Source organism: Pedococcus sp. P1_H8, assembly GCF_056405175.1.
This window is the reverse complement of record NZ_JBFUCP010000004.1, coordinates 633,122-650,627: the sequence shown is the minus strand read 5'-3', so window position 1 is coordinate 650,627 and position 17,506 is coordinate 633,122. Positions and strand designations below refer to the sequence as shown.

Genomic DNA, 17,506 nt, shown 5'->3' with positions numbered 1-17,506 from the left:
ACCGGCGTGCGTGATGACGGCGGGCATGATGAGTCCTGTGCCGACCTTCCATTTCCACCACCGCTGGAGCCTGCCCGCCGCTCCCGGGCGGGTCTTCGACGCCCTCGCGGACGTGGAGCGGTACGCGCTGTGGTGGCCGCAGGTGCGCTCCGCCGAACGCATTGACGACCACTCCGGGCGCACCGACATCCGCAGCTTCCTGCCCTACACGCTCCACCTGGTGCTCCGACGGGAGGTCGAGGACCAGGCGACCGGTCGCCTGCGGGTGGAGGTCAGTGGCGACCTCGAGGGGTGGTGCGAGTGGCGGGTCCAGGACGCTGGCGACGGCGCCACGATCGCCGAGTTCGACCAGGAGGCCGTCGTCACCCCCATGCTGCTGGCCCGGACCGCTCGGGTGACCGGCCCGCTGCTGCGCGCCAACCACGGCTGGATGATGAGGTCGGGGCGAGCCGGTCTGGCGGACTACCTGGCGGGGAGCGCGTAGGGCGCACCGCTCGGCCCCCGCGCCACCGTGACCCGCGGTGCCCGAGGGGTGGGGGGTGCGGGACACTGGGGGCGTGACCAGACCCGCCGCCCAGTTCGCACTCGGGGGTCGGCGGGCGTGGATCGTGTATGCCGCGTCGGTGTCGGTCTACGTGCTGGCGGTCTTCCACCGCAGTTCACTCGGGGTGGCGGGGTTGCTCGCCAGCGAGCGCTTCGACATCGCCGCCACGCAGCTGTCCGTTTTCACGATGGTGCAGCTGCTGGTCTATGCGGCGATGCAGATCCCGGTCGGCGCGCTGCTGGACCGGTTCGGGCCCAAGCGGCTGCTGCTGACCGGCGTGACGCTGATGACCGTCGCGCAGCTGGGGTTCGCCTTCGCCGACTCCTTCGTCGTGGGTATCGCGGCCAGGGTGTTCGTCGGGATCGGCGACGCGATGATCTTCATCCCCCTGCTGCGGCTCGTGGCCCTGTGGTTCCCGCCGCTGCGCATCCCGATGGTCTCGCAGCTCACCGGTCTGCTCGGCCAGCTGGGGGCGCTCGTGGCGGCCACGCCCCTCGTGTACGCCCTCCATGAGTGGGGCTGGACACCGTCCTACGCCGGTGCCGCGCTGTTCGGGGTGGTCCTGGCGGCGATCGTGCTCGTGGTCGTGCGGGACTCGCCCAACCCCGACCACGAGCTCGACCAGATCAAGGTCCGGGCGCTGGCCCGCAGCGTGCGCGCCGCGTGGCGCACCCCCGGCACGCGGCTCGGGCTGTGGTCGCACTTCTCCGCCCAGTTCGGCGCGACGGTGTTCGCCCTGCTGTGGGGCTACCCGTTCCTCGTGGCGGGACAGGGGCTCTCGCCGAAGGCGGCCGGCATCCTGCTGATGCTGATGACGGTGACGACGGTGCTCACCAGTCCGCTCATCGGAGGGTTCGTCACGAAGTACCCCTTCTCGCGCTCGACCCTCATCCTCGGGATCGTCTTCTCGATCATGACCGTCTGGGCGGTCGTGCTGCTCTGGCCCGGGCGGGCGCCGCTGCCGCTGCTGGTGCTGCTCGTCGTCATCACGGCCGTCGGTGGTCCCGGGTCGCTGGTGGGATTCGACCTGGCCCGGACCTTCAACCCGCCCACGCGGCTCGGGAGCGCAACCGGGATCGTGAACGTCGGCGGCTTCCTCGCCTCGCTCTCGACCGTGACGCTGATCGGGATCATCCTCGACCGGGTGGCGCCCGGCGGGCCGAGCACCTATGACGTGGACACCTTCCGCGCCGCCATGTCGGTGCAGTACCTCGTCTGGGGCGCCGGCGTCGTGCAGATCCTGCGGTACCGGCGCAAGACCCGTCGGGCCCTGCGGGAGAGCGATCCCGAGGCCTACGCCGCCCTGCGGGCCGGCGAGACCATCACCCCCTGACCCGCCCTTCCTTCCCGACTTCTGGCCACCCGTACCGCACCCCGGAGGTTATTGAGGGGTTTGGTGCCAGATGGGTGGCCAGAAGTCGCGGTTGGCGGGGGGCCGAAATGGGTCGTTCAGGGCTCTCACCTGCGAAAATGCGGATTTCGTTACCGATTCGTGACCATTTCTGGACACGTGATCGAAGGAGTCTCGCTGCCTGCTGAAAGACATTCGTGTAACTCCCCGAAGTACACGTCTGTCATTTGCCGTACCGGCGCGTAAGGCGTGGGATTTGTGTGACTGGAGTGCTCCGAGTGAAAACCCGGCTCTAGTCTCGTGCGGCTGTCCCAACCACACCGGTCACCCGACTCGAGAGGCATCCCCCGTGCCGAACGCCCACCCCGCACGTCGCGCGCTACGCAGTGCCGCGACGCTCTCCATCGTGGGGATCCTGGCCGTCACCACGGGACTGTCCGCCTCTGCCGACCCGGGCCCGGTCTACCCGTCCAAGTCCCAGGTCGACAAGGCGAAGTCGGCTGTTGCCAGCACCTCCGGCAAGGTCTCGAGCCTCGACGCTCAGTACGCCACGGCCAGCGCCAGGCTGAGCCAGGTGCAGGAGAGCGCGGCAGCGGCGGCCGAGGCCTACAACGGGGCCCGCTACGAGCTCGACAAGCGCACCGCCGAGGCCGCCGCCGCCAAGAAGCGCGCAGCCCAGGCCCAGGAGATCGCCGACGCCGCGGGGCTGCAGGTGCGTCGCTACGCCGCCAGCGTCTACCAGCAGGGCGGCAACCTCGGCGAGCTCGAGGCCTATCTGTCGAGCACCGGCCCCCAGGACCTGATGGACCGCGCCACCGCCATCGAGGCCGTCAGTGACTCCCGGACCCGCACCCTGCAGCGGGCAGCCGCCTCCTCGATCGTCGCCGACACCATGCGCAAGCAGGCCGCGAGCGCCGAGGCGGCGCAGGCCAAGGCGGCAGAGGCCGCCCAGGCGGCCCGCAACGCAGCGCAGGCACAGGCCGACCAGGCCCAGGCCGCAACGGCCCAGATCCAGCACCAGCAGCAGGCCCTCACCGTGCAGCTGGCCAGCCTCCGCAAGACCTCGGTCGCCCTCGAGAAGCAGCGCCAGGACGGTCTGGCCGCGGCCGCCGTCGCCCGTGCGGCAGCGGCCGAGGCGGCGCGGCAGGCCCGCCTCGCCGCAGAGCGAGCCAAGGCAGCGCGCACCGCCGCCGCACGCAAGGCCGCCGAGCGCGCCGCGGCTCGTGCCGCCGCGGAGGCGGCCCGCCAGAAGGCCGCTGCCGAAGCCGCCGAGCAGGCTGCCCGCGAGGCCGCCCAGCAGAACCAGCCGAAGCCCAGGCCGCAGCCCGAGAACCCGCCTCCGCCGCCGTCCACCAACGGTGGGGTCTCCGCGGTCATCGCGTACGCCCGGGCCCAGATCGGCAAGCCCTACGAGTGGGGTGGCGACGGTCCGAACACGTTCGACTGCTCCGGCCTCACGATGCGCGCCTGGCAGCGAGCCGGTGTCGGCCTCTCGCACTACACCGGTGCGCAGTGGGACGAGACGTCACGGGTCGCCATCAGCGACCTGCGCGCCGGCGACCTCGTCTTCTTCGGCAGCTCCGGCCCGAACAGCCACCACGTGGGTCTCTACATCGGCGACGGCCAGATGATCGAGGCTCCCTATACCGGGGCTAACGTCCGCTACGCCTCGATCTACCGGTCGGACCTCGTCTCCTACGGCGGTCGTCCCTAGCACCGCGACCGGCGCGGCCCACGGCCCGCCGCCCGCCGCGCCGCCCGCCGCGCCGCCGGCGCGCTCGGGCGCTGACACACGCGGCATACCCCCAAGCACCAGGCCCCCAGGTTGACGTGACGTCGCCTGGGGGCCTGTGTATGCCGGTTGCGCGCCGCCGCGCGCGGTCTCAGTCGGTGGGCGGCTTGGCCTCGGACATCGGCTCGGCGGACACGTCGGGCATGCGCCAGCGAGCAGTCGTCATGCCCGCTTCCTTGGCACGCTGGATCGCCTCGCGCACCACCCGCTCGGCCTCCTCGCGCCCGGCCCAGTGGGCGCCTTCGACGGACTTGCCGGGCTCGAGGTCCTTGTAGGTCTCGAAGAAGTGCTGGATCTCGAGGCGGTCGAAGCTGCTGACCTGCTCGAGGTCGACGAGGTGAGCCTGGCGCGGGTCGCCGGCCGGCACGCAGAGGATCTTGTCGTCACCGCCGGCCTCGTCGCGCATGTGGAACATCCCGATCGGGCGGACCCGCACCAGGCAGCCGGGGAAGGTCGGCTCCTCCAGCAGCACCAGCGCGTCGAGCGGGTCGCTGTCCTCACCGAGGCTGTCCTCGACGTAGCCGTAGTCAGCGGGGTAGCGCGTGGAGGTGAACAGCAGCCGGTCCAGCCGGATGCGACCGGTCTCGTGGTCCACCTCGTACTTGTTGCGATGCCCCTTGGGGATCTCGATGGTGACGTCGAACTCCACGACGATGTCCCTTCAGTTGTGCCCATGCCTGAGACGTGGTGCGCGGGCCTATGACCTAGGCTCGCGGCTAAGTGTTCCGTATGACGCAAGTCCAGCGCTGAGGGGGTCGAGTGCGTCGCATCCTGGCCGCCCTGCTGGCGGTGGTGGTGCTGGGGGTGGCCTACGCAGCCCTCGACGTGTTCGACATCGTGCCCGGGATTCTGACGCGTGACCAGCCACGCGCGGCGCCGACCCCCACCACCCCCACGGGCACCGCGACGCCCACCGCCGCCGTGCCCACCATCGATCCCGCCGCGCAGCCGCTCGAACCCGCCTCCGCCAGTGCACCCATCCCAGACCCCGCGGCGCTGGCCAAGGCGCTCGCGACCGTCGTCGCCGACCCTGCCCTGCGTCCCGGGCCGGGCGTCGTGGTCCGCGACGCCTTCACGGGCCAGACGCTGCTGAGCAAGGATGCCGCCCGGGCGCGCGTGCCCGCCTCGACGGCCAAGCTGCTGACTGCCCTCGCGGTCGACACGACGCTCGACCCGCTGGCCACCCTCCCCACCACCGTGGTGCAGGGGGCCACGCCCGACGAGATCGTGCTGGTCGCGGGCGGCGACACGATGCTGGCCCGGGCCAAGGGGACGCCCACCGCCGTCGAGGGTCGCGCCGGCCTGGCCGACCTGGCCGGTCAGGTCGCCCTGGCTCTGCAGGGCGCGGGGACCACGCAGGTCACCCTCCGGCTGGACACGACCTACGCCAAGGGTCCGCGCTGGGCGCCCGGCTGGAACCAGGCAGACGTGAGAGCGGGCTTCGCCGGCGGGGTCTCGATGTTGGGCCTGGCAGGCCAGCGGGCCGTGCCGTTCAAGCCGGCTCCACGCAACCCCGAGGCCGCCGTGGGCGCCGCCTTCGTGGGCGCCCTGGCCAAGGTCGGCATCACGGCCACCCTCGCCCCGGAGGCCACCTGGTCGACGAAGGTGCCCGAGGGCGCCACCGAGGTGGGGCGGGTGGAGTCGGCTCCGATCGGTGACATCCTCGCCCTCGCCCTCGACGACAGCGACAACGGGCTCACCGAGGGGCTCGCGCGACAGGCGGCCGTGAAGGCAGGGGGTCCCGCGACCTTCGCTGCAGCCGTGTCGTTCGTGACGAAAACGGTGAAGGCCCAGGGCGTCGATCTCACGGGGGTGGTCCTCAAGGACACCAGTGGGCTCACCTCAGGTCAGGCGATCCCTCCGCAGGTGCTCTCCGACGTGCTCCAGCTCGGAGCAGACGGGTCGGTCCCCGCCATGCAGGACACCATCGCGCGGCTGCCCGTGGCGGGCCTGTCCGGCACGCTGTCGACCCGCTTCCATGCGAAGGGGACGCGCGCTGTCGCCGGCCTGGCCCGCGCCAAGACCGGCACCCTCACCGGTGTGAGCGCCATGGCCGGCACGGTGATCGACGCCGACGGACGCGTGCTGTCCTTCGTCGTCCAGGCCGACGGACTCCCCGGAGGCCCCGGAACGCTGAACGCGCGGGCCGCGTTGGACCGCTTCGTGGCGGTGCTCGCGACCTGCGGGTGTCCCTGACCTACCGTGAGGGGATGACCGTGTCCGAGGCAGCAGCTCCGAAGACCACCCGCTACGTCGACTGGCAGTTCGCCAAGGCCACCGGGACGCGGCTGGTGCCCGCGGGGCCCAAGGTGACGGTGGCCGAGGCCGGCGAGGTCGTCGCGTCGGTGCGTGCCGCAGCCCATCGGGCTCAGCAGCCCGTGGCCGAGACCGCCCGGCTGCACGCCCCGGGCGACGCCCCCGGGCCCGTCGTCGTCGACCGTCGCACCTGGATCTCGCTCAACGCCGACTCGATGTCGGCGCTCATGGATCCCGTCTTCGGCAAGCTCGTCGACAGCCAGAAGACGGCACCGAACCAGACCATGCAGGCCATCGGCGGCAAGGTCACCGGCGGGGAGGCCGGGGCGCTGCTTGCCTTCATGTCGAGCAAGGTCCTCGGCCAGTACGACCTGGCGCCCGGGGGCACGCCCCAGCTGATGCTCGTGGCCCCCAACCTCGTCCAGGTCGAACGCGAGCTCGGCCTCGACCCGGCCGACTTCCGGCTCTGGGTCTGCATGCACGAGGAGACCCACCGCGTGCAGTTCACGGCGGTGCCGTGGCTGCGCGACCACATGATCGAGCGGGTTCGCACCCTGGCATCCGACCTGGTCCCCGACCCCGAGACCCTGCAGGAGACGCTCTCGCGCCTCACCAAGCAGCTGCCCGACGCACTCAAGAGCGGGGGCGCCGGCCTCACCGACCTGATCGCCTCGCCCGAACAGCGTGCCGAGCTCGCCCGCGTCACCGCCGTCATGTCGCTGCTCGAAGGGCACGCCGACGTCGTCATGGACGAGGTCGGTCCCCAGATCATCCCCTCCGTCGCCCACATCCGCAGCAAGTTCAACGAGCGCCGCAAGGGCGTCGGGGCCTTCGACCGGGTGCTGCGCCGCCTGCTGGGGCTCGAGGCCAAGATGCGGCAGTACCGCGACGGCGCGATCTTCGTCCGCGAGGTGACGGAGGCGGTCGGCACCGACCCTCCAGGGCGCTCAGGTTGCGGGGAGGGGCTCCGATGACTGGTCCCCACCCGGCGACCGCGGCGATCCGGGTCGCCGTGCGCGCGACCCTGGCCGAGTGCCGCCCCGGCGACCTGGTCCTCGTCGCGTGCAGCGGGGGAGCGGACTCGCTCGCGCTCGCAGCCGCGGTCGCCTTCGAGGCGCCCAAGCTGGCGGTCCGGGCCGGAGCGGTCGTGGTCGACCACGGGCTGACGGCCGAGTCGGCGACCGTTGCCCGTCGGGCCGCGGCCCAGTGCGACGCCCTCGGACTCGTGCCCGTGAGCTGGGAGACGGTCGACGTGGTCCCGGGCCCGGACGGCCTCGAGTCCGCGGCGCGCGACGCCCGTTACGCCGCGCTCGGCGGAGCCGCCGACCGGCACGACGCGCGCCTCGTGCTCCTCGGCCACACCCTCGACGACCAGGCGGAGCAGGTCCTGCTCGGCCTCACCAGAGGTGCGGGTGCCCGCTCCCTCGCCGGTATGCCGCGGGCCCGCGACCGCTTCCGGCGTCCCCTTCTCGGGGTCACCAGGGCGCAGACCCGTTCCTCGTGCGCGGCGGAAGGCCTCACCTGCTGGGACGACCCGATGAACGACGACCCGGCCTTCACGCGCGTCCGGGCCCGCCGGGCGCTCCTGGACCTCGAACGCGACCTCGGCCCCGGTCTCGCCGCCGCCCTCGCGCGGACGGCCGACCTCCTGCGGGAGGACGCCGACCACCTCGACGACCTCGCCGACGCCGCCCTCGCGACCCTGGGGGGCAGTCCGTGGGCGGTCGACGAGCTTGCGGCTCTGCCGCGAGCCGTCCGCACCCGGGTCTGGCGGCGCCTGGCGGTCGCGGCCGGTGCGCCGGCCGGGCAGGTGAGCACCCGGCATACCGAAGCCTGTGACGCGCTCCTCACGCAGTGGCACGGGCAAGGACCCGCCCACCTGCCCGGAGACCTGCGTGCGACCCGATCCGGCGGCCGGGTATCCATCGCCCCGCGGGCTCGGGTTGAATAGCCTCGCACCGGAGCCATCGACCTAGGAGTTGTGCCGTGGACGCTGCCCACATGGGAGCCGATCTCGAGAAGGTCCTCATCACCGAGGAGGAGATCCACGCCAGGCTCGACCAGCTCGCGACCGAGATCTGGGCCGAGTACGAAGGCAAGGACCTGCTGCTCGTCGGCGTCCTCAAGGGCGCCGTCATGGTGATGGCCGACCTGTCCCGCGCGCTGCCCGGCACGGCCCCCGTCGACTGGATGGCCGTGTCGTCCTACGGATCTGGCACGAAGTCCTCGGGTGTGGTCCGGATCCTCAAGGACCTCGACACCGACATCACCGGCAAACACGTCCTCATCGTCGAGGACATCGTCGACTCCGGGCTGACGCTGTCGTGGATCAAGGCCAACCTGGAGTCCCGCTCGCCGGCCTCGGTGGAGATCTGCACGCTGCTGCGCAAGCCCGAGGCCGCGAAGGTCGAGATCGACGTCAAGTGGGTCGGCTTCGACATCCCCAACGAGTTCGTCGTGGGGTACGGCCTCGACTACGCCGAGAACTACCGCAACCTGCGCGAGGTGGGCACCCTCGCCCCCCACGTCTACGCCTGAGGCGTAGTCGGAACACTGGGCCCATCCGGGTCGTTGACCAGCACGAGCCACCGGAGCACTGCGTAGTACCGTCGTGGTAGAGCCGTGCCCAGGCCGGGCAACGGCACCCAGCGTCAGCGAGCAGGAGGAACGGGGCGGCCAGCCCCGCTACACACATGGATTTCAAGCGCATCCTTCGGGCCCCGTTGTTCTGGGTCGTCGCCGTCATCGCGATCACGCTGATGGTCTTCAGCCTCAGCGACGCCGGCGGCTACACGCGGATCGACACCTCCGCCGCACAGCAGCTCATCACCGAGAAGAAGGTGGAGCGCGCCGTCGTCACGAACAACGAGGTGGTCGACCTCGACCTCAAGAAGGGTGTGACCTACTCCGACGGCAAGAACGTCAAGGACGCGACCAAGGTCCGCACGCAGTACGTCGACGCGGCCGGTCCCTCGTTCATCAAGCTGCTCGAGGACAACGCCCCGCCCGGTCGCATCAACCAGGTCATCAAGGACACCAACCCGCTGCTCTCCCTGCTGGGTTCGCTGCTGCCGATCATCATCCTGCTCGGCCTCTTCTGGTTCCTGATGAACCAGATGCAGGGTGGCGGTTCGCGCGTCATGCAGTTCGGCAAGTCCAAGGCCAAGCTCGCCACCAAGGACACGCCCAAGGTCACCTTCGCGGACGTTGCCGGCGCCGACGAGGCGGTCGAGGAGCTCCACGAGATCAAGGAGTTCCTGGCCGAGCCGGCGAAGTTCCTCGCGGTGGGCGCCAAGATCCCCAAGGGTGTCCTGCTCTACGGCCCTCCCGGCACGGGCAAGACGCTGCTCGCCCGAGCCGTCGCCGGTGAGGCGGGAGTGCCGTTCTACTCGATCTCCGGTTCGGACTTCGTCGAGATGTTCGTCGGCGTCGGTGCGAGCCGGGTGCGTGACCTGTTCGAGCAGGCCAAGGCCAATGCCCCGGCCATCGTCTTCGTCGACGAGATCGACGCCGTGGGCCGCCACCGTGGCGCCGGCCTCGGCGGTGGGCACGACGAGCGTGAGCAGACCCTCAACCAGCTGCTGGTCGAGATGGACGGCTTCGACGTCAAGACCAACGTCATCCTCATCGCGGCGACGAACCGTCCCGACATCCTCGACCCGGCCCTGCTGCGCCCGGGCCGCTTCGACCGCCAGATCGCGGTCGAGGCTCCCGACATGATCGGCCGCCACCGCATCCTCGAGGTGCACTCCCAGGGCAAGCCGATGGCCACCGGCGTCGACCTGCTGGCGGTCGCCCGGCGGACCCCCGGCTTCACCGGTGCCGACCTCGCCAACGTGCTCAACGAGGCCGCCCTGCTCACGGCTCGCAGCGACGGTAAGCTCATCGACGACGCAGCCCTGGACGAGGCCATCGACCGCGTCATCGCGGGCCCGCAGAAGCGCACCCGGATCATGTCCGCCAAGGAGCGCAAGATCACGGCCTACCACGAGGGTGGGCACGCGATCGTAGCAGCGGCCATGAACCACCTCGACCCGGTGACCAAGGTGACGATCCTGCCGCGTGGCCGCGCCCTCGGCTACACGATGGTGATGCCGACCGACGACAAGTACTCCACGACGCGCAACGAGATCCTCGACCAGCTGTCCTACGCGATGGGTGGCCGCGTGGCCGAGGAGGTCGTCTTCCACGACCCCACGACCGGTGCCTCGAACGACATCGAGAAGGCCACCGGCATGGCCCGCAAGATGGTCACCGAGTTCGGCATGAGCGAGCGGATCGGCGCCATCAAGCTCGGCCAGTCGCAGGGCGAGGTCTTCCTCGGCCGCGACATGGGCCACCAGCGCGACTACTCCGAAGAGGTCGCCAGCATCGTCGACGAAGAGGTGCGCAAGCTCATCGACGCCGCCCACGACGAGGCCTGGCACGTCATCAACGACAACCGCGACATCCTCGACCGGCTGGTCCTGGATCTGCTCGAGCACGAGACGCTCAACGCCAAGGAGCTCGCGGCCATCTTCGAGCCGATCCGCAAGCGTCCCGTGCGCCCGACCTGGCTCTCCAGCGAGACCCGCTTCCTCTCCGACCAGCCGCCCGTCCTGACCCCGGCCGAGAAGGCCGCCCAGAACGGCTCGGCCCCGGTCCTGGAGGCCGCCGGCACCGACCGGGCCACCGCCGAGGCGATCGACAAGGCTGCCGAGGCCGGTGCGGTCAAGTCACACGAGGAGCACCCGCCCACCCAGGTGATCGAGGTCCCCGAGGGTGGCCAGGTCGATCCGAATGGCCACTGAGGGCAAGCCTCACGTGGTCGACCAGCCGCGTGCGGAGGCGGCAGTGCGTGAGCTGCTGATCGCGATCGGCGAGGACCCCGACCGCGAGGGACTGGTCGAGACGCCGGCCCGCGTCGCGCGAGCCTATGGCGAGTTCTTCGCGGGGCTGGCCCTCGACCCCGCGGAGGTCCTCGCCAAGACCTTCCAGATCGAGCACGACGAGATGATCCTGGTGCGCGACATCGAGGTCTACTCGATGTGCGAGCACCACCTCGTCCCCTTTCACGGCGTGGCCCACGTCGGCTACATCCCTGCCAAGGACGGCCGCGTGACCGGGCTGTCCAAGCTGGCCCGGCTCGTCGAGATGTATGCCCGGCGACCGCAGGTCCAGGAGCGGTTGACGACGCAGGTCGCCGACTCCCTCGTCACCCACCTCGGCGCCCAGGGCGTCATGGTGATCGTCGAGTGCGAGCACCTGTGCATGTCGATGCGCGGCATCCGCAAGCCCGGGTCGCGGACCATCACCTCGGCCGTCCGCGGCCAGCTGCGCGACCCGGCCACCCGGGCCGAGGCCATGGCGCTGCTGCTGGGGGGCAAGCGGTGAGCGGACGCGAACTCGCGCGCCCCACCACCCCTGCCAACACCAACAGCCGGCTACCCGGCATACTCGCGGCCTCCACGGCGCCTCGACTGCTCGGCAACCTCACCTACTTCGTCGGCACGGTGGACCTGCTGACCGGCCTGCTGCACTCCTGGCGGCTGCACCTGCACGGTCTCACCGAGATGCTCCCCGGGGCGCTGTCCGATGCGGCGGCGGCGGCCACCGTCGTGTCCGGGATCTTCCTGATCGTGCTCGGACACTCGCTCAAGCGCCGCAAGCGCAGGGCCTGGCGGGCGGCGGTCGGACTGCTGGCCCTGTCGGTCGTCCTGCACGCCATCAAGACCGAGCCCGCCTCTGCAGTCATCTCCCTCGTCGGGCTCGGGCTGCTGCTTCGGTACCGCGCCCAGTTCCGCGCCCTGGGTGACCCGACGACCCGCTGGCGGGCAGTGCGCGCGTTCGTGGTCCTGCTCGTCGTGTCCGTCCTGGCCGGCGGCCTGGTCATCTGGCTCAACCGGCGCGACATCGTCGGCGGCTTCCCCGGGCTGGGGGAGTTCGTGCAGGAGCTGGGCCTGGGCATGGTCGGCGCCAACGGACCCCTGACCTTCACCCAGGACAGGGCCGCGGACATCGTCGGGTCCCTGCTGCTCGGCCTCGGGCTGATGACGCTGCTGACGCCCGTCTACCTCGCGCTGCGGCCCGCCGAACCCGTGCCGTCCCTGACCGCCGACGACGAAGCCAGGCTCCGTGCGCTCGTCGACCGGCACGGCGACTCCCTCGCCTACTTCAACACCCGTCGCGACAAGTCGGTGATCTGGTCCTCGTCCGGCAAGGCGGCGATCGCCTACCGCGTGGTGTCCGGTGTGATGCTGGCCAGTGGCGACCCGGTGGGTGACCCCGAGGCCTGGCCCGGCGCGATGCACGCGTTCCTCGCGGAGGCGGACGCCCACGCGTGGACCCCCGCCGTGTTGGGCTGCTCGGAGCACGCAGGCACGATCTGGGTGCGCGAGACGGGCTACACGGCCCTGGAGCTCGGCGACGAAGCCGTCGTGGACGCCTCGGCCTTCACGCTCGAGGGCCGCCCCATGCGCAACGTGCGCCAGATGGTGGGGCGGGTCGCGCGGGCCGGGTATGCCGTCGACGTCTGCCGCGTCCGCGACGTCACCGCCGCTGTGCGTGACCGAGCGATGGCGGACGCCTCCGCGTGGCGGTCCAGCGCCACCGAGCGCGGGTTCTCCATGGCGCTGGGCAGGTTGCTCGACGAGGGCGACCCCGAGTGCGTGTTCGTGGCCGCACGGCAGGATGGGGTCGTGCGAGCCTTCCTGCAGTTCGTCCCCTGGGGTCCCGACGGGATGTCCCTGGACGTCATGCGACGCGACTCGAGCGCGGACGCTGGGGTCAACGAGCTGATGATCACCGAGGCGCTCGCAGCCGCCCCGGGTCTGGGCGTGCAGCGCGTGTCGCTGAACTTCGCGGCCTTTCGCTCCGTGCTGGAACGCGGTGGCAAGCTGGGTGCGGGGCCCGTGCTCAAGTCCTGGCGACGGGTGCTGCTCTTCGCGTCGCGATGGCTGCAGATCGAGAGCCTCTACCGGTTCAACGCGAAGTTCCAGCCGCAGTGGCAGCCGCGGTTCCTCGTCTACCCCTCGGGATCGGACCTGCCGCGGGTCGGACTGGCCGCGCTCGAGGCGGAGGCCTTCCTCACCTGGCCCACGCTCGGCCGGCTCGGCGGTGGCGCGTGAGCACCCCGGGCGGGGCTGGCACCGGGGCTGGCAAGGGGGCTGGCACCGGGGCCGGCACTGGGGCTGTCGCGTGGCCGCTGCGGCGGGACGACGGACTGCCGGTGGTGATGGGGGTGGTCAACGTGACCCCCGACTCGTTCAGCGACGGCGGCCAGTGGTTCGAGCCGTCCGCGGCGATCGAGCACGGCCGTGAGCTGGTCTCCGAGGGCGCCGACATCGTCGATGTCGGCGGGGAGTCGACCCGGCCCGGCGCCGAGCGTCCGTCGGTGGCCGAGGAGAAGCGCCGGGTGCTTCCGGTCGTCGCCGCCCTGGCCGCGGCAGGCGCGGTCGTGTCGGTCGACACCATGCGTGCGGAGGTGGCGGCGGAGGCGCTCGCGGTCGGAGCGGCCATCGTCAACGACGTGAGCGGAGGCATGGCAGACCCCGAGATGGCCGGCGTCGTCGCCGCGGCAGGGGTGCCGTTCGTGGCGATGCACTGGCGTGGACACAGCGTCGACATGCAGTCCCGGGCGGTCTACGACGACGTGGTGGCCGAGGTGGTGGCCGAGCTGTCCCACCGGGCAGGGGAGCTCGCGGCCGCCGGGATCGCGGCCGACCGGATCGTGCTCGATCCCGGCTTCGGGTTCGCCAAGCTGACGGGGCACAACTGGTCGCTCCTGCGCGGGCTCGACCGGCTGCTGGAGCTCGGCTACCCGGTGCTGGTGGGCACCTCGCGCAAGACGTTCCTCGGTCGGATCGGGGTGCCGGCGGGGAGTGAGCCACGGCCACCCCTGGATCGCGACATACCCACCGCTGCGACGTCCATGCACGCCGCGCGACTGGGAGCGTGGGGCGTGCGCGTCCACCACCTCCCCTCGACCCTCGACGCCATGCGGGTCGCCCGCGCCATCCAGGACGCGCAGTGACGCGGACAACATCGACAGAGGTGCAGCGTTGACAGCGGGCAAGATCAACAGAGGTGCAGCAATGACACGGGCAACATCGACAGAGACGCAGCGATGACGGATCAGATTGTCCTCAAAGGGATTTCAGCCAAGGGCTACCACGGCGTCCTCGACTTCGAGAAGCGAGACGGACAGACCTTCGTCGTGGACGTGACCATGCACGTCGACCTCGGGCCGGCCGGCACGAGCGACGACCTGGCTGACACGGTCAACTACGCCGAGGTCGCGGGCGACGTCGTGGCGCTCATCGAGGGCGACTCCCTCGACCTGATCGAGGCCCTCGCGTCCCGCATCGCCGACCGCGTGCTCGCGCGGCCACTCGTCGAGGCGGTCGAGGTCGTCGTCCACAAGCCCGAAGCCCCCGTGGGGCACCCGTTCACCGATGTGCAGGTGCGGGTCAGTCGCGAACGCCAGTCGCACGTCGTGATCGCCATGGGCTCCAACGTCGGCGACTCCATCGAGACCCTGCACGACGCCGCCATCTCGCTCTACGGGCTGATCGACATCATCGAGGTCTCCTCCGTCGTCGAGACCGATCCGGTGGGCGGTCCCGACCAGCCGGCATACCTCAACGCGGTGGTGACCGGGACGACTCACCTCGCGCCGTCCTCGCTCCTGGCCGGCTTGCACGACATCGAGCGCGCGCACGGGCGGACCCGCGAAGTCCGTTGGGGCCCAAGGACCCTGGACCTCGACCTGATCCAGTACGGCGATCCGGTGTTCGACACCGACATCGTCATGGACAGCCCGACGCTCACCCTTCCGCACCCGCGGGCGCACGAACGCAGCTTCGTGCTGCTGCCCTGGCTCCAGGCCGACTCGGAGGCTGTCCTGCGCGTCGGCGGCCAGGTCAGGCGGGTAGCCGACCTCGTCAGCGGGATGGACGTGTCCGGCGTTCGCCCGGGGCCCGACATCGACCTGCTGGAGGGGCCGTGGTGAACGAGGGCCACGGGCTGCGCTGGGCGCAGCTCGCCGGGATCGTCGTCGTCGTCGGCCTGCTGTCGTGGCTCGGCTGGCGGCTCTACCTCAATGCCGGCCACCTGCTCGGACCCGCGTCCTGGGTCTCGGCGGTCATGCTCGTCGCCATGGCGGTCCTCGTCATCGGCGCCGGGCTGCCGGTGCGCCGCTTCCTGCGCGGCGAGGCGCGCAAGTCGCTGAGCCCGATCAGGGCGGCCCGCACGCTGGTCCTGGCCCAGGCTGCCGCGCTCACGGGGTCAGGGGTGCTCGGGTGGTATGCCGCGCAGGTGGCGCACGCGCTCTCGGACGTCGACCTGCCGGGCTACCGCGACCTGCTCTGGCGGCTGCTCGCGCTGTGCGCGGCGTCGTTGGTGCTCACCACCGCGGGGATGCTGACCCAGCGGATGTGCCGCGTCGACCCGCCCGGCGACGCGGACCGCGACTCGCACTCCTGACCCCGCGCCGCGGCATACCCCCTCCCCAGCCCGCCCCTATCGCTAACCTCTGCTAGCAGATCTTGGCTCTCTCAGCAGAGGTTGCACCGTGCGCTGAGACAGCGAACTTCTGCTAGCAGAGGTTAGGCAGCGGGGGTCGGGCGGCCTCGTCGGGCGGCCTCGTCGGGCGGCGGGGAGTGAGTGTCGCACTCCTGATGTGGCTACTTGTCGACGTCGCCCACGACGAAGAACATCGAGCCGAGGATCGCCACCATGTCGGCGATGAGGTTGCCGGGCAGCACCTCGGCGAGCACTGCGACGTTGTTGAACGACGCCGACCGGAGCTTGAGTCGCCACGGGGTCTTCTCCCCGCGCGACACGAGGTAGTAGCCGTTGAAGCCGAGCGGGTTCTCGGTGGCGGTGTAGAGGTCGCCCTCGGGCACCTTGAGCACCTTGGGCAGCTTGACGTTGACCGGACCCTGGGGGAGCGACCTGAGCCGGTCGAGACATGCCTCGGCGAGGTCGAGGCTCACGTGCACCTGCTCGAGGAGCACCTCCAGCCGGGCCAGGCAGTCGCCGGCCGTGCGCGTCACCACGCGACCGGGTCCGCCCTCGGCGAACAGTTCGGCGTAGGCGAGGTAGGGCTCGTCGCGCCGCAGGTCCATGTCGACGCCGGCAGCACGCGCGATTGGACCCGAAACCCCATACGCCGCAATCACTTCCGGCGACACCACGCCGACTCCGCGCGTGCGGGCCTCCAAGATCTCGTTGCCCACGATGAGCGACTCGATGTCGGGCAGTCGCCCACGGACTGCTGACACGGCATAGGCGACGCGGTCGAGCCAGCCGGCGGGGAGGTCCTCCTTGAGCCCGCCCACGCGGTTGAACATGTAGTGCATCCGCCCGCCCGACGCCTCCTCCATGACCGCCTGGAGCTCCTCGCGCTCACGGAAGGCGTAGAAGATCGGAGTGATCGCGCCGAGCTCGAGGGGGTAGGAGCCGAGGAACATCAGGTGGTTGAGCACGCGGTTGAGCTCGGCCAGCAGGGTGCGCGCCCACACCGCCCGCTCGGGCACCTCCATGCCGAGCATCCGCTCGACGCCGAGCACCACGCCCAGCTCGGACGAGAAGGCCGACAACCAGTCGTGGCGGTTGGCCAGGACGATGATCTGGCGGTAGTCGCGGACCTCAAAGAGCTTCTCCGCGCCGCGGTGCATGTAGCCCACGATGGGTTCGGCCGACACGATGCGCTCGCCGTCGACGACGATGCGCAGCCGCAGCACGCCGTGGGTTGCCGGGTGCTGCGGACCGATGTTGAGGACCATGTCCGCCGTGGCCAGGCCGCCGGCGCCCATGCCGACGGTGAGCTCGCGTCGGCCTTCCGTCGTGGTCACCTCGCCAGTCTGCCGTATGCCGCGTGGTCGCCGCGGTGCAAGGGCGTCAGGTCAGGCGGTCCCGGGTCAGCCGGGTCAGCCGGGGCAGGCCGGTCAGCCGGGGCAGCCGGGGATGTTGCGCATCGAGGTGGCGTTGCCGTTGGCGTCGATCTGGACGAGCACGGTGTTCTCGCGGTCGGCCAGCCCCTTGAGGGCGGCGGGAGCGACCGACTTGATCTGCAGCGGCTGGTCCTTGTCGATGCAGTGGCTGTAGAGGATCCGGGCTCCGGCAGCCACCGGGATCGTGTAGGTCAGCTTGGCGTTCTGGTTGGTGTACGGCACCGCGCCCACGAACGGGCCGGTGGGCACGCCGTCCTTCGCCAGCTTGGCATCGTCCAGCTTCTTCCACGTCCAGCGGTCCAGCTCGATGACGGCGGTGCCCGCGACCGAACTCACCTTGGTCACGACACCGAAGTCGAAGGCGCGGCCCTTGACGTCCGACTTGGGGGCCTTGGGCGTGGCCGGCGTGTCGCCAGCGGGAGGCTTCGCAGTGACGGTCGGCGTGACCGTCACGGTGACGTCGCCACCGGTGGCGGGAGAGTCGGACCCACAGGCGGACAGCAGTGCACCAGCCGCGAACGCGACCAGGGTCGCGGCGGTGGTCGCGCGCAGGTGGTGCTGGTGCTTCATGGGGACAGGGGTCCTTTCGAGTGACAGCAACAGTCAAGTTTGCCCTCGAAGGAGCGCCT

At 71.0% G+C, this 17,506-nt stretch carries 16 protein-coding genes; 13 read left to right on the top strand and 3 right to left on the bottom strand.

Annotated elements, in window-relative coordinates:
- The first annotated feature begins 37 nt into the window (after positions 1–37).
- The 3 genes from AC1DYG_RS08550 (at position 38) to AC1DYG_RS08540 (ending at position 3,609) form a co-directional block, all read left to right on the top strand.
- Positions 38–484, top strand: coding sequence for an SRPBCC family protein (locus AC1DYG_RS08550; RefSeq protein ID WP_477639423.1), 447 nt, complete (start codon positions 38–40; stop codon positions 482–484).
- A gap of 73 nt (positions 485–557) precedes the next feature.
- Positions 558–1,877 carry an MFS transporter gene (locus tag AC1DYG_RS08545; protein WP_477639422.1) on the top strand — a complete coding sequence of 440 codons (1,320 nt, stop codon included), beginning with the start codon at positions 558–560 and terminating at the stop codon, positions 1,875–1,877.
- Positions 1,878–2,244: 367 nt separating this feature from the next.
- On the top strand, positions 2,245–3,609 hold the full coding sequence (locus AC1DYG_RS08540; RefSeq protein ID WP_477639421.1) for a C40 family peptidase: 1,365 nt from the start codon (positions 2,245–2,247) through the stop codon (positions 3,607–3,609).
- Between the two features lie 169 nt (positions 3,610–3,778).
- Here AC1DYG_RS08540 and AC1DYG_RS08535 read toward each other — a convergent pair whose 3' ends face one another.
- Positions 3,779–4,336 carry an inorganic diphosphatase gene (locus tag AC1DYG_RS08535; protein ID WP_056921746.1) on the bottom strand — a complete coding sequence of 186 codons (558 nt, stop codon included), beginning with the start codon at positions 4,334–4,336 and terminating at the stop codon, positions 3,779–3,781.
- Between the two features lie 110 nt (positions 4,337–4,446).
- Between AC1DYG_RS08535 and dacB the strand changes: the two genes are divergently transcribed.
- The 10 genes from dacB to AC1DYG_RS08485 all read left to right on the top strand — a co-directional run bounded on the left by dacB (position 4,447) and on the right by AC1DYG_RS08485 (position 15,405).
- A complete protein-coding gene (gene dacB, locus AC1DYG_RS08530) occupies positions 4,447–5,883 on the top strand; it encodes a D-alanyl-D-alanine carboxypeptidase/D-alanyl-D-alanine endopeptidase (protein WP_477639420.1) in 1,437 nt (478 codons plus the stop codon).
- Between the two features lie 14 nt (positions 5,884–5,897).
- The gene (locus tag AC1DYG_RS08525; RefSeq protein WP_477639419.1) at positions 5,898–6,917 is read left to right on the top strand and encodes a zinc-dependent metalloprotease; all 1,020 of its coding nucleotides are present in this window, start codon (positions 5,898–5,900) and stop codon (positions 6,915–6,917) included.
- Positions 6,914–7,894 carry a tRNA lysidine(34) synthetase TilS gene (gene tilS / locus AC1DYG_RS08520; protein WP_477639418.1) on the top strand — a complete coding sequence of 327 codons (981 nt, stop codon included), beginning with the start codon at positions 6,914–6,916 and terminating at the stop codon, positions 7,892–7,894. The genes AC1DYG_RS08525 and tilS overlap by 4 nt, the downstream gene beginning before the upstream one ends.
- Positions 7,895–7,929: 35 nt before the next feature.
- On the top strand, positions 7,930–8,481 hold the full coding sequence (hpt, locus tag AC1DYG_RS08515; protein ID WP_477639417.1) for a hypoxanthine phosphoribosyltransferase: 552 nt from the start codon (positions 7,930–7,932) through the stop codon (positions 8,479–8,481).
- A 155-nt stretch (positions 8,482–8,636) separates the two neighbouring features.
- The gene (ftsH, locus tag AC1DYG_RS08510) at positions 8,637–10,733 is read left to right on the top strand and encodes an ATP-dependent zinc metalloprotease FtsH (protein WP_477639416.1); all 2,097 of its coding nucleotides are present in this window, start codon (positions 8,637–8,639) and stop codon (positions 10,731–10,733) included.
- Positions 10,723–11,316 carry a GTP cyclohydrolase I FolE gene (gene folE / locus AC1DYG_RS08505; RefSeq protein WP_477639415.1) on the top strand — a complete coding sequence of 198 codons (594 nt, stop codon included), beginning with the start codon at positions 10,723–10,725 and terminating at the stop codon, positions 11,314–11,316. The genes ftsH and folE overlap by 11 nt, the downstream gene beginning before the upstream one ends.
- On the top strand, positions 11,313–13,049 hold the full coding sequence (locus AC1DYG_RS08500) for a phosphatidylglycerol lysyltransferase domain-containing protein (protein WP_477639414.1): 1,737 nt from the start codon (positions 11,313–11,315) through the stop codon (positions 13,047–13,049). Before folE ends, AC1DYG_RS08500 begins: the two co-directional genes overlap by 4 nt.
- 107 nt (positions 13,050–13,156) lie before the next feature.
- A complete protein-coding gene (gene folP / locus AC1DYG_RS08495; protein ID WP_477639488.1) occupies positions 13,157–13,954 on the top strand; it encodes a dihydropteroate synthase in 798 nt (265 codons plus the stop codon).
- A 93-nt stretch (positions 13,955–14,047) separates the two neighbouring features.
- Positions 14,048–14,932: a 2-amino-4-hydroxy-6-hydroxymethyldihydropteridine diphosphokinase gene (gene folK / locus AC1DYG_RS08490; RefSeq protein ID WP_477639413.1), complete on the top strand. Its 885-nt coding sequence runs from the start codon at positions 14,048–14,050 to the stop codon at positions 14,930–14,932.
- Positions 14,929–15,405: a DUF3180 domain-containing protein gene (locus tag AC1DYG_RS08485; protein ID WP_477639412.1), complete on the top strand. Its 477-nt coding sequence runs from the start codon at positions 14,929–14,931 to the stop codon at positions 15,403–15,405. The genes folK and AC1DYG_RS08485 overlap by 4 nt, the downstream gene beginning before the upstream one ends.
- 200 nt (positions 15,406–15,605) lie before the next feature.
- Here AC1DYG_RS08485 and AC1DYG_RS08480 read toward each other — a convergent pair whose 3' ends face one another.
- Positions 15,606–16,739, bottom strand: a complete 1,134-nt coding sequence (locus AC1DYG_RS08480; protein WP_477613915.1) for an NADH-quinone oxidoreductase subunit D — start codon at positions 16,737–16,739, stop codon at positions 15,606–15,608.
- 132 nt (positions 16,740–16,871) lie between these two features.
- Positions 16,872–17,447: a hypothetical protein gene (locus AC1DYG_RS08475; RefSeq protein ID WP_477639411.1), complete on the bottom strand. Its 576-nt coding sequence runs from the start codon at positions 17,445–17,447 to the stop codon at positions 16,872–16,874.
- Positions 17,448–17,506 lie beyond the last annotated feature (59 nt).

Bases quoted from the DNA above. Each gene is read 5' to 3' on its own strand.
- AC1DYG_RS08525 (WP_477639419.1), top strand. From the start codon at position 5,898: ATGACCGTGTCCGAGGCAGCAGCTCCGAAGACCACCCGCTACGTCGAC.
- tilS (WP_477639418.1), top strand. From the start codon at position 6,914: ATGACTGGTCCCCACCCGGCGACCGCGGCGATCCGGGTCGCCGTGCGC.
- folP (WP_477639488.1), top strand. From the start codon at position 13,157: ATGGGGGTGGTCAACGTGACCCCCGACTCGTTCAGCGACGGCGGCCAG.
- folE (WP_477639415.1), top strand. From the start codon at position 10,723: ATGGCCACTGAGGGCAAGCCTCACGTGGTCGACCAGCCGCGTGCGGAG.
- ftsH (WP_477639416.1), top strand. From the start codon at position 8,637: ATGGATTTCAAGCGCATCCTTCGGGCCCCGTTGTTCTGGGTCGTCGCC.
- folK (WP_477639413.1), top strand. From the start codon at position 14,048: ATGACGGATCAGATTGTCCTCAAAGGGATTTCAGCCAAGGGCTACCAC.
- AC1DYG_RS08475 (WP_477639411.1), bottom strand. From the start codon at position 17,447: ATGAAGCACCAGCACCACCTGCGCGCGACCACCGCCGCGACCCTGGTC.
- AC1DYG_RS08480 (WP_477613915.1), bottom strand. From the start codon at position 16,739: ATGGGCGCCGGCGGCCTGGCCACGGCGGACATGGTCCTCAACATCGGT.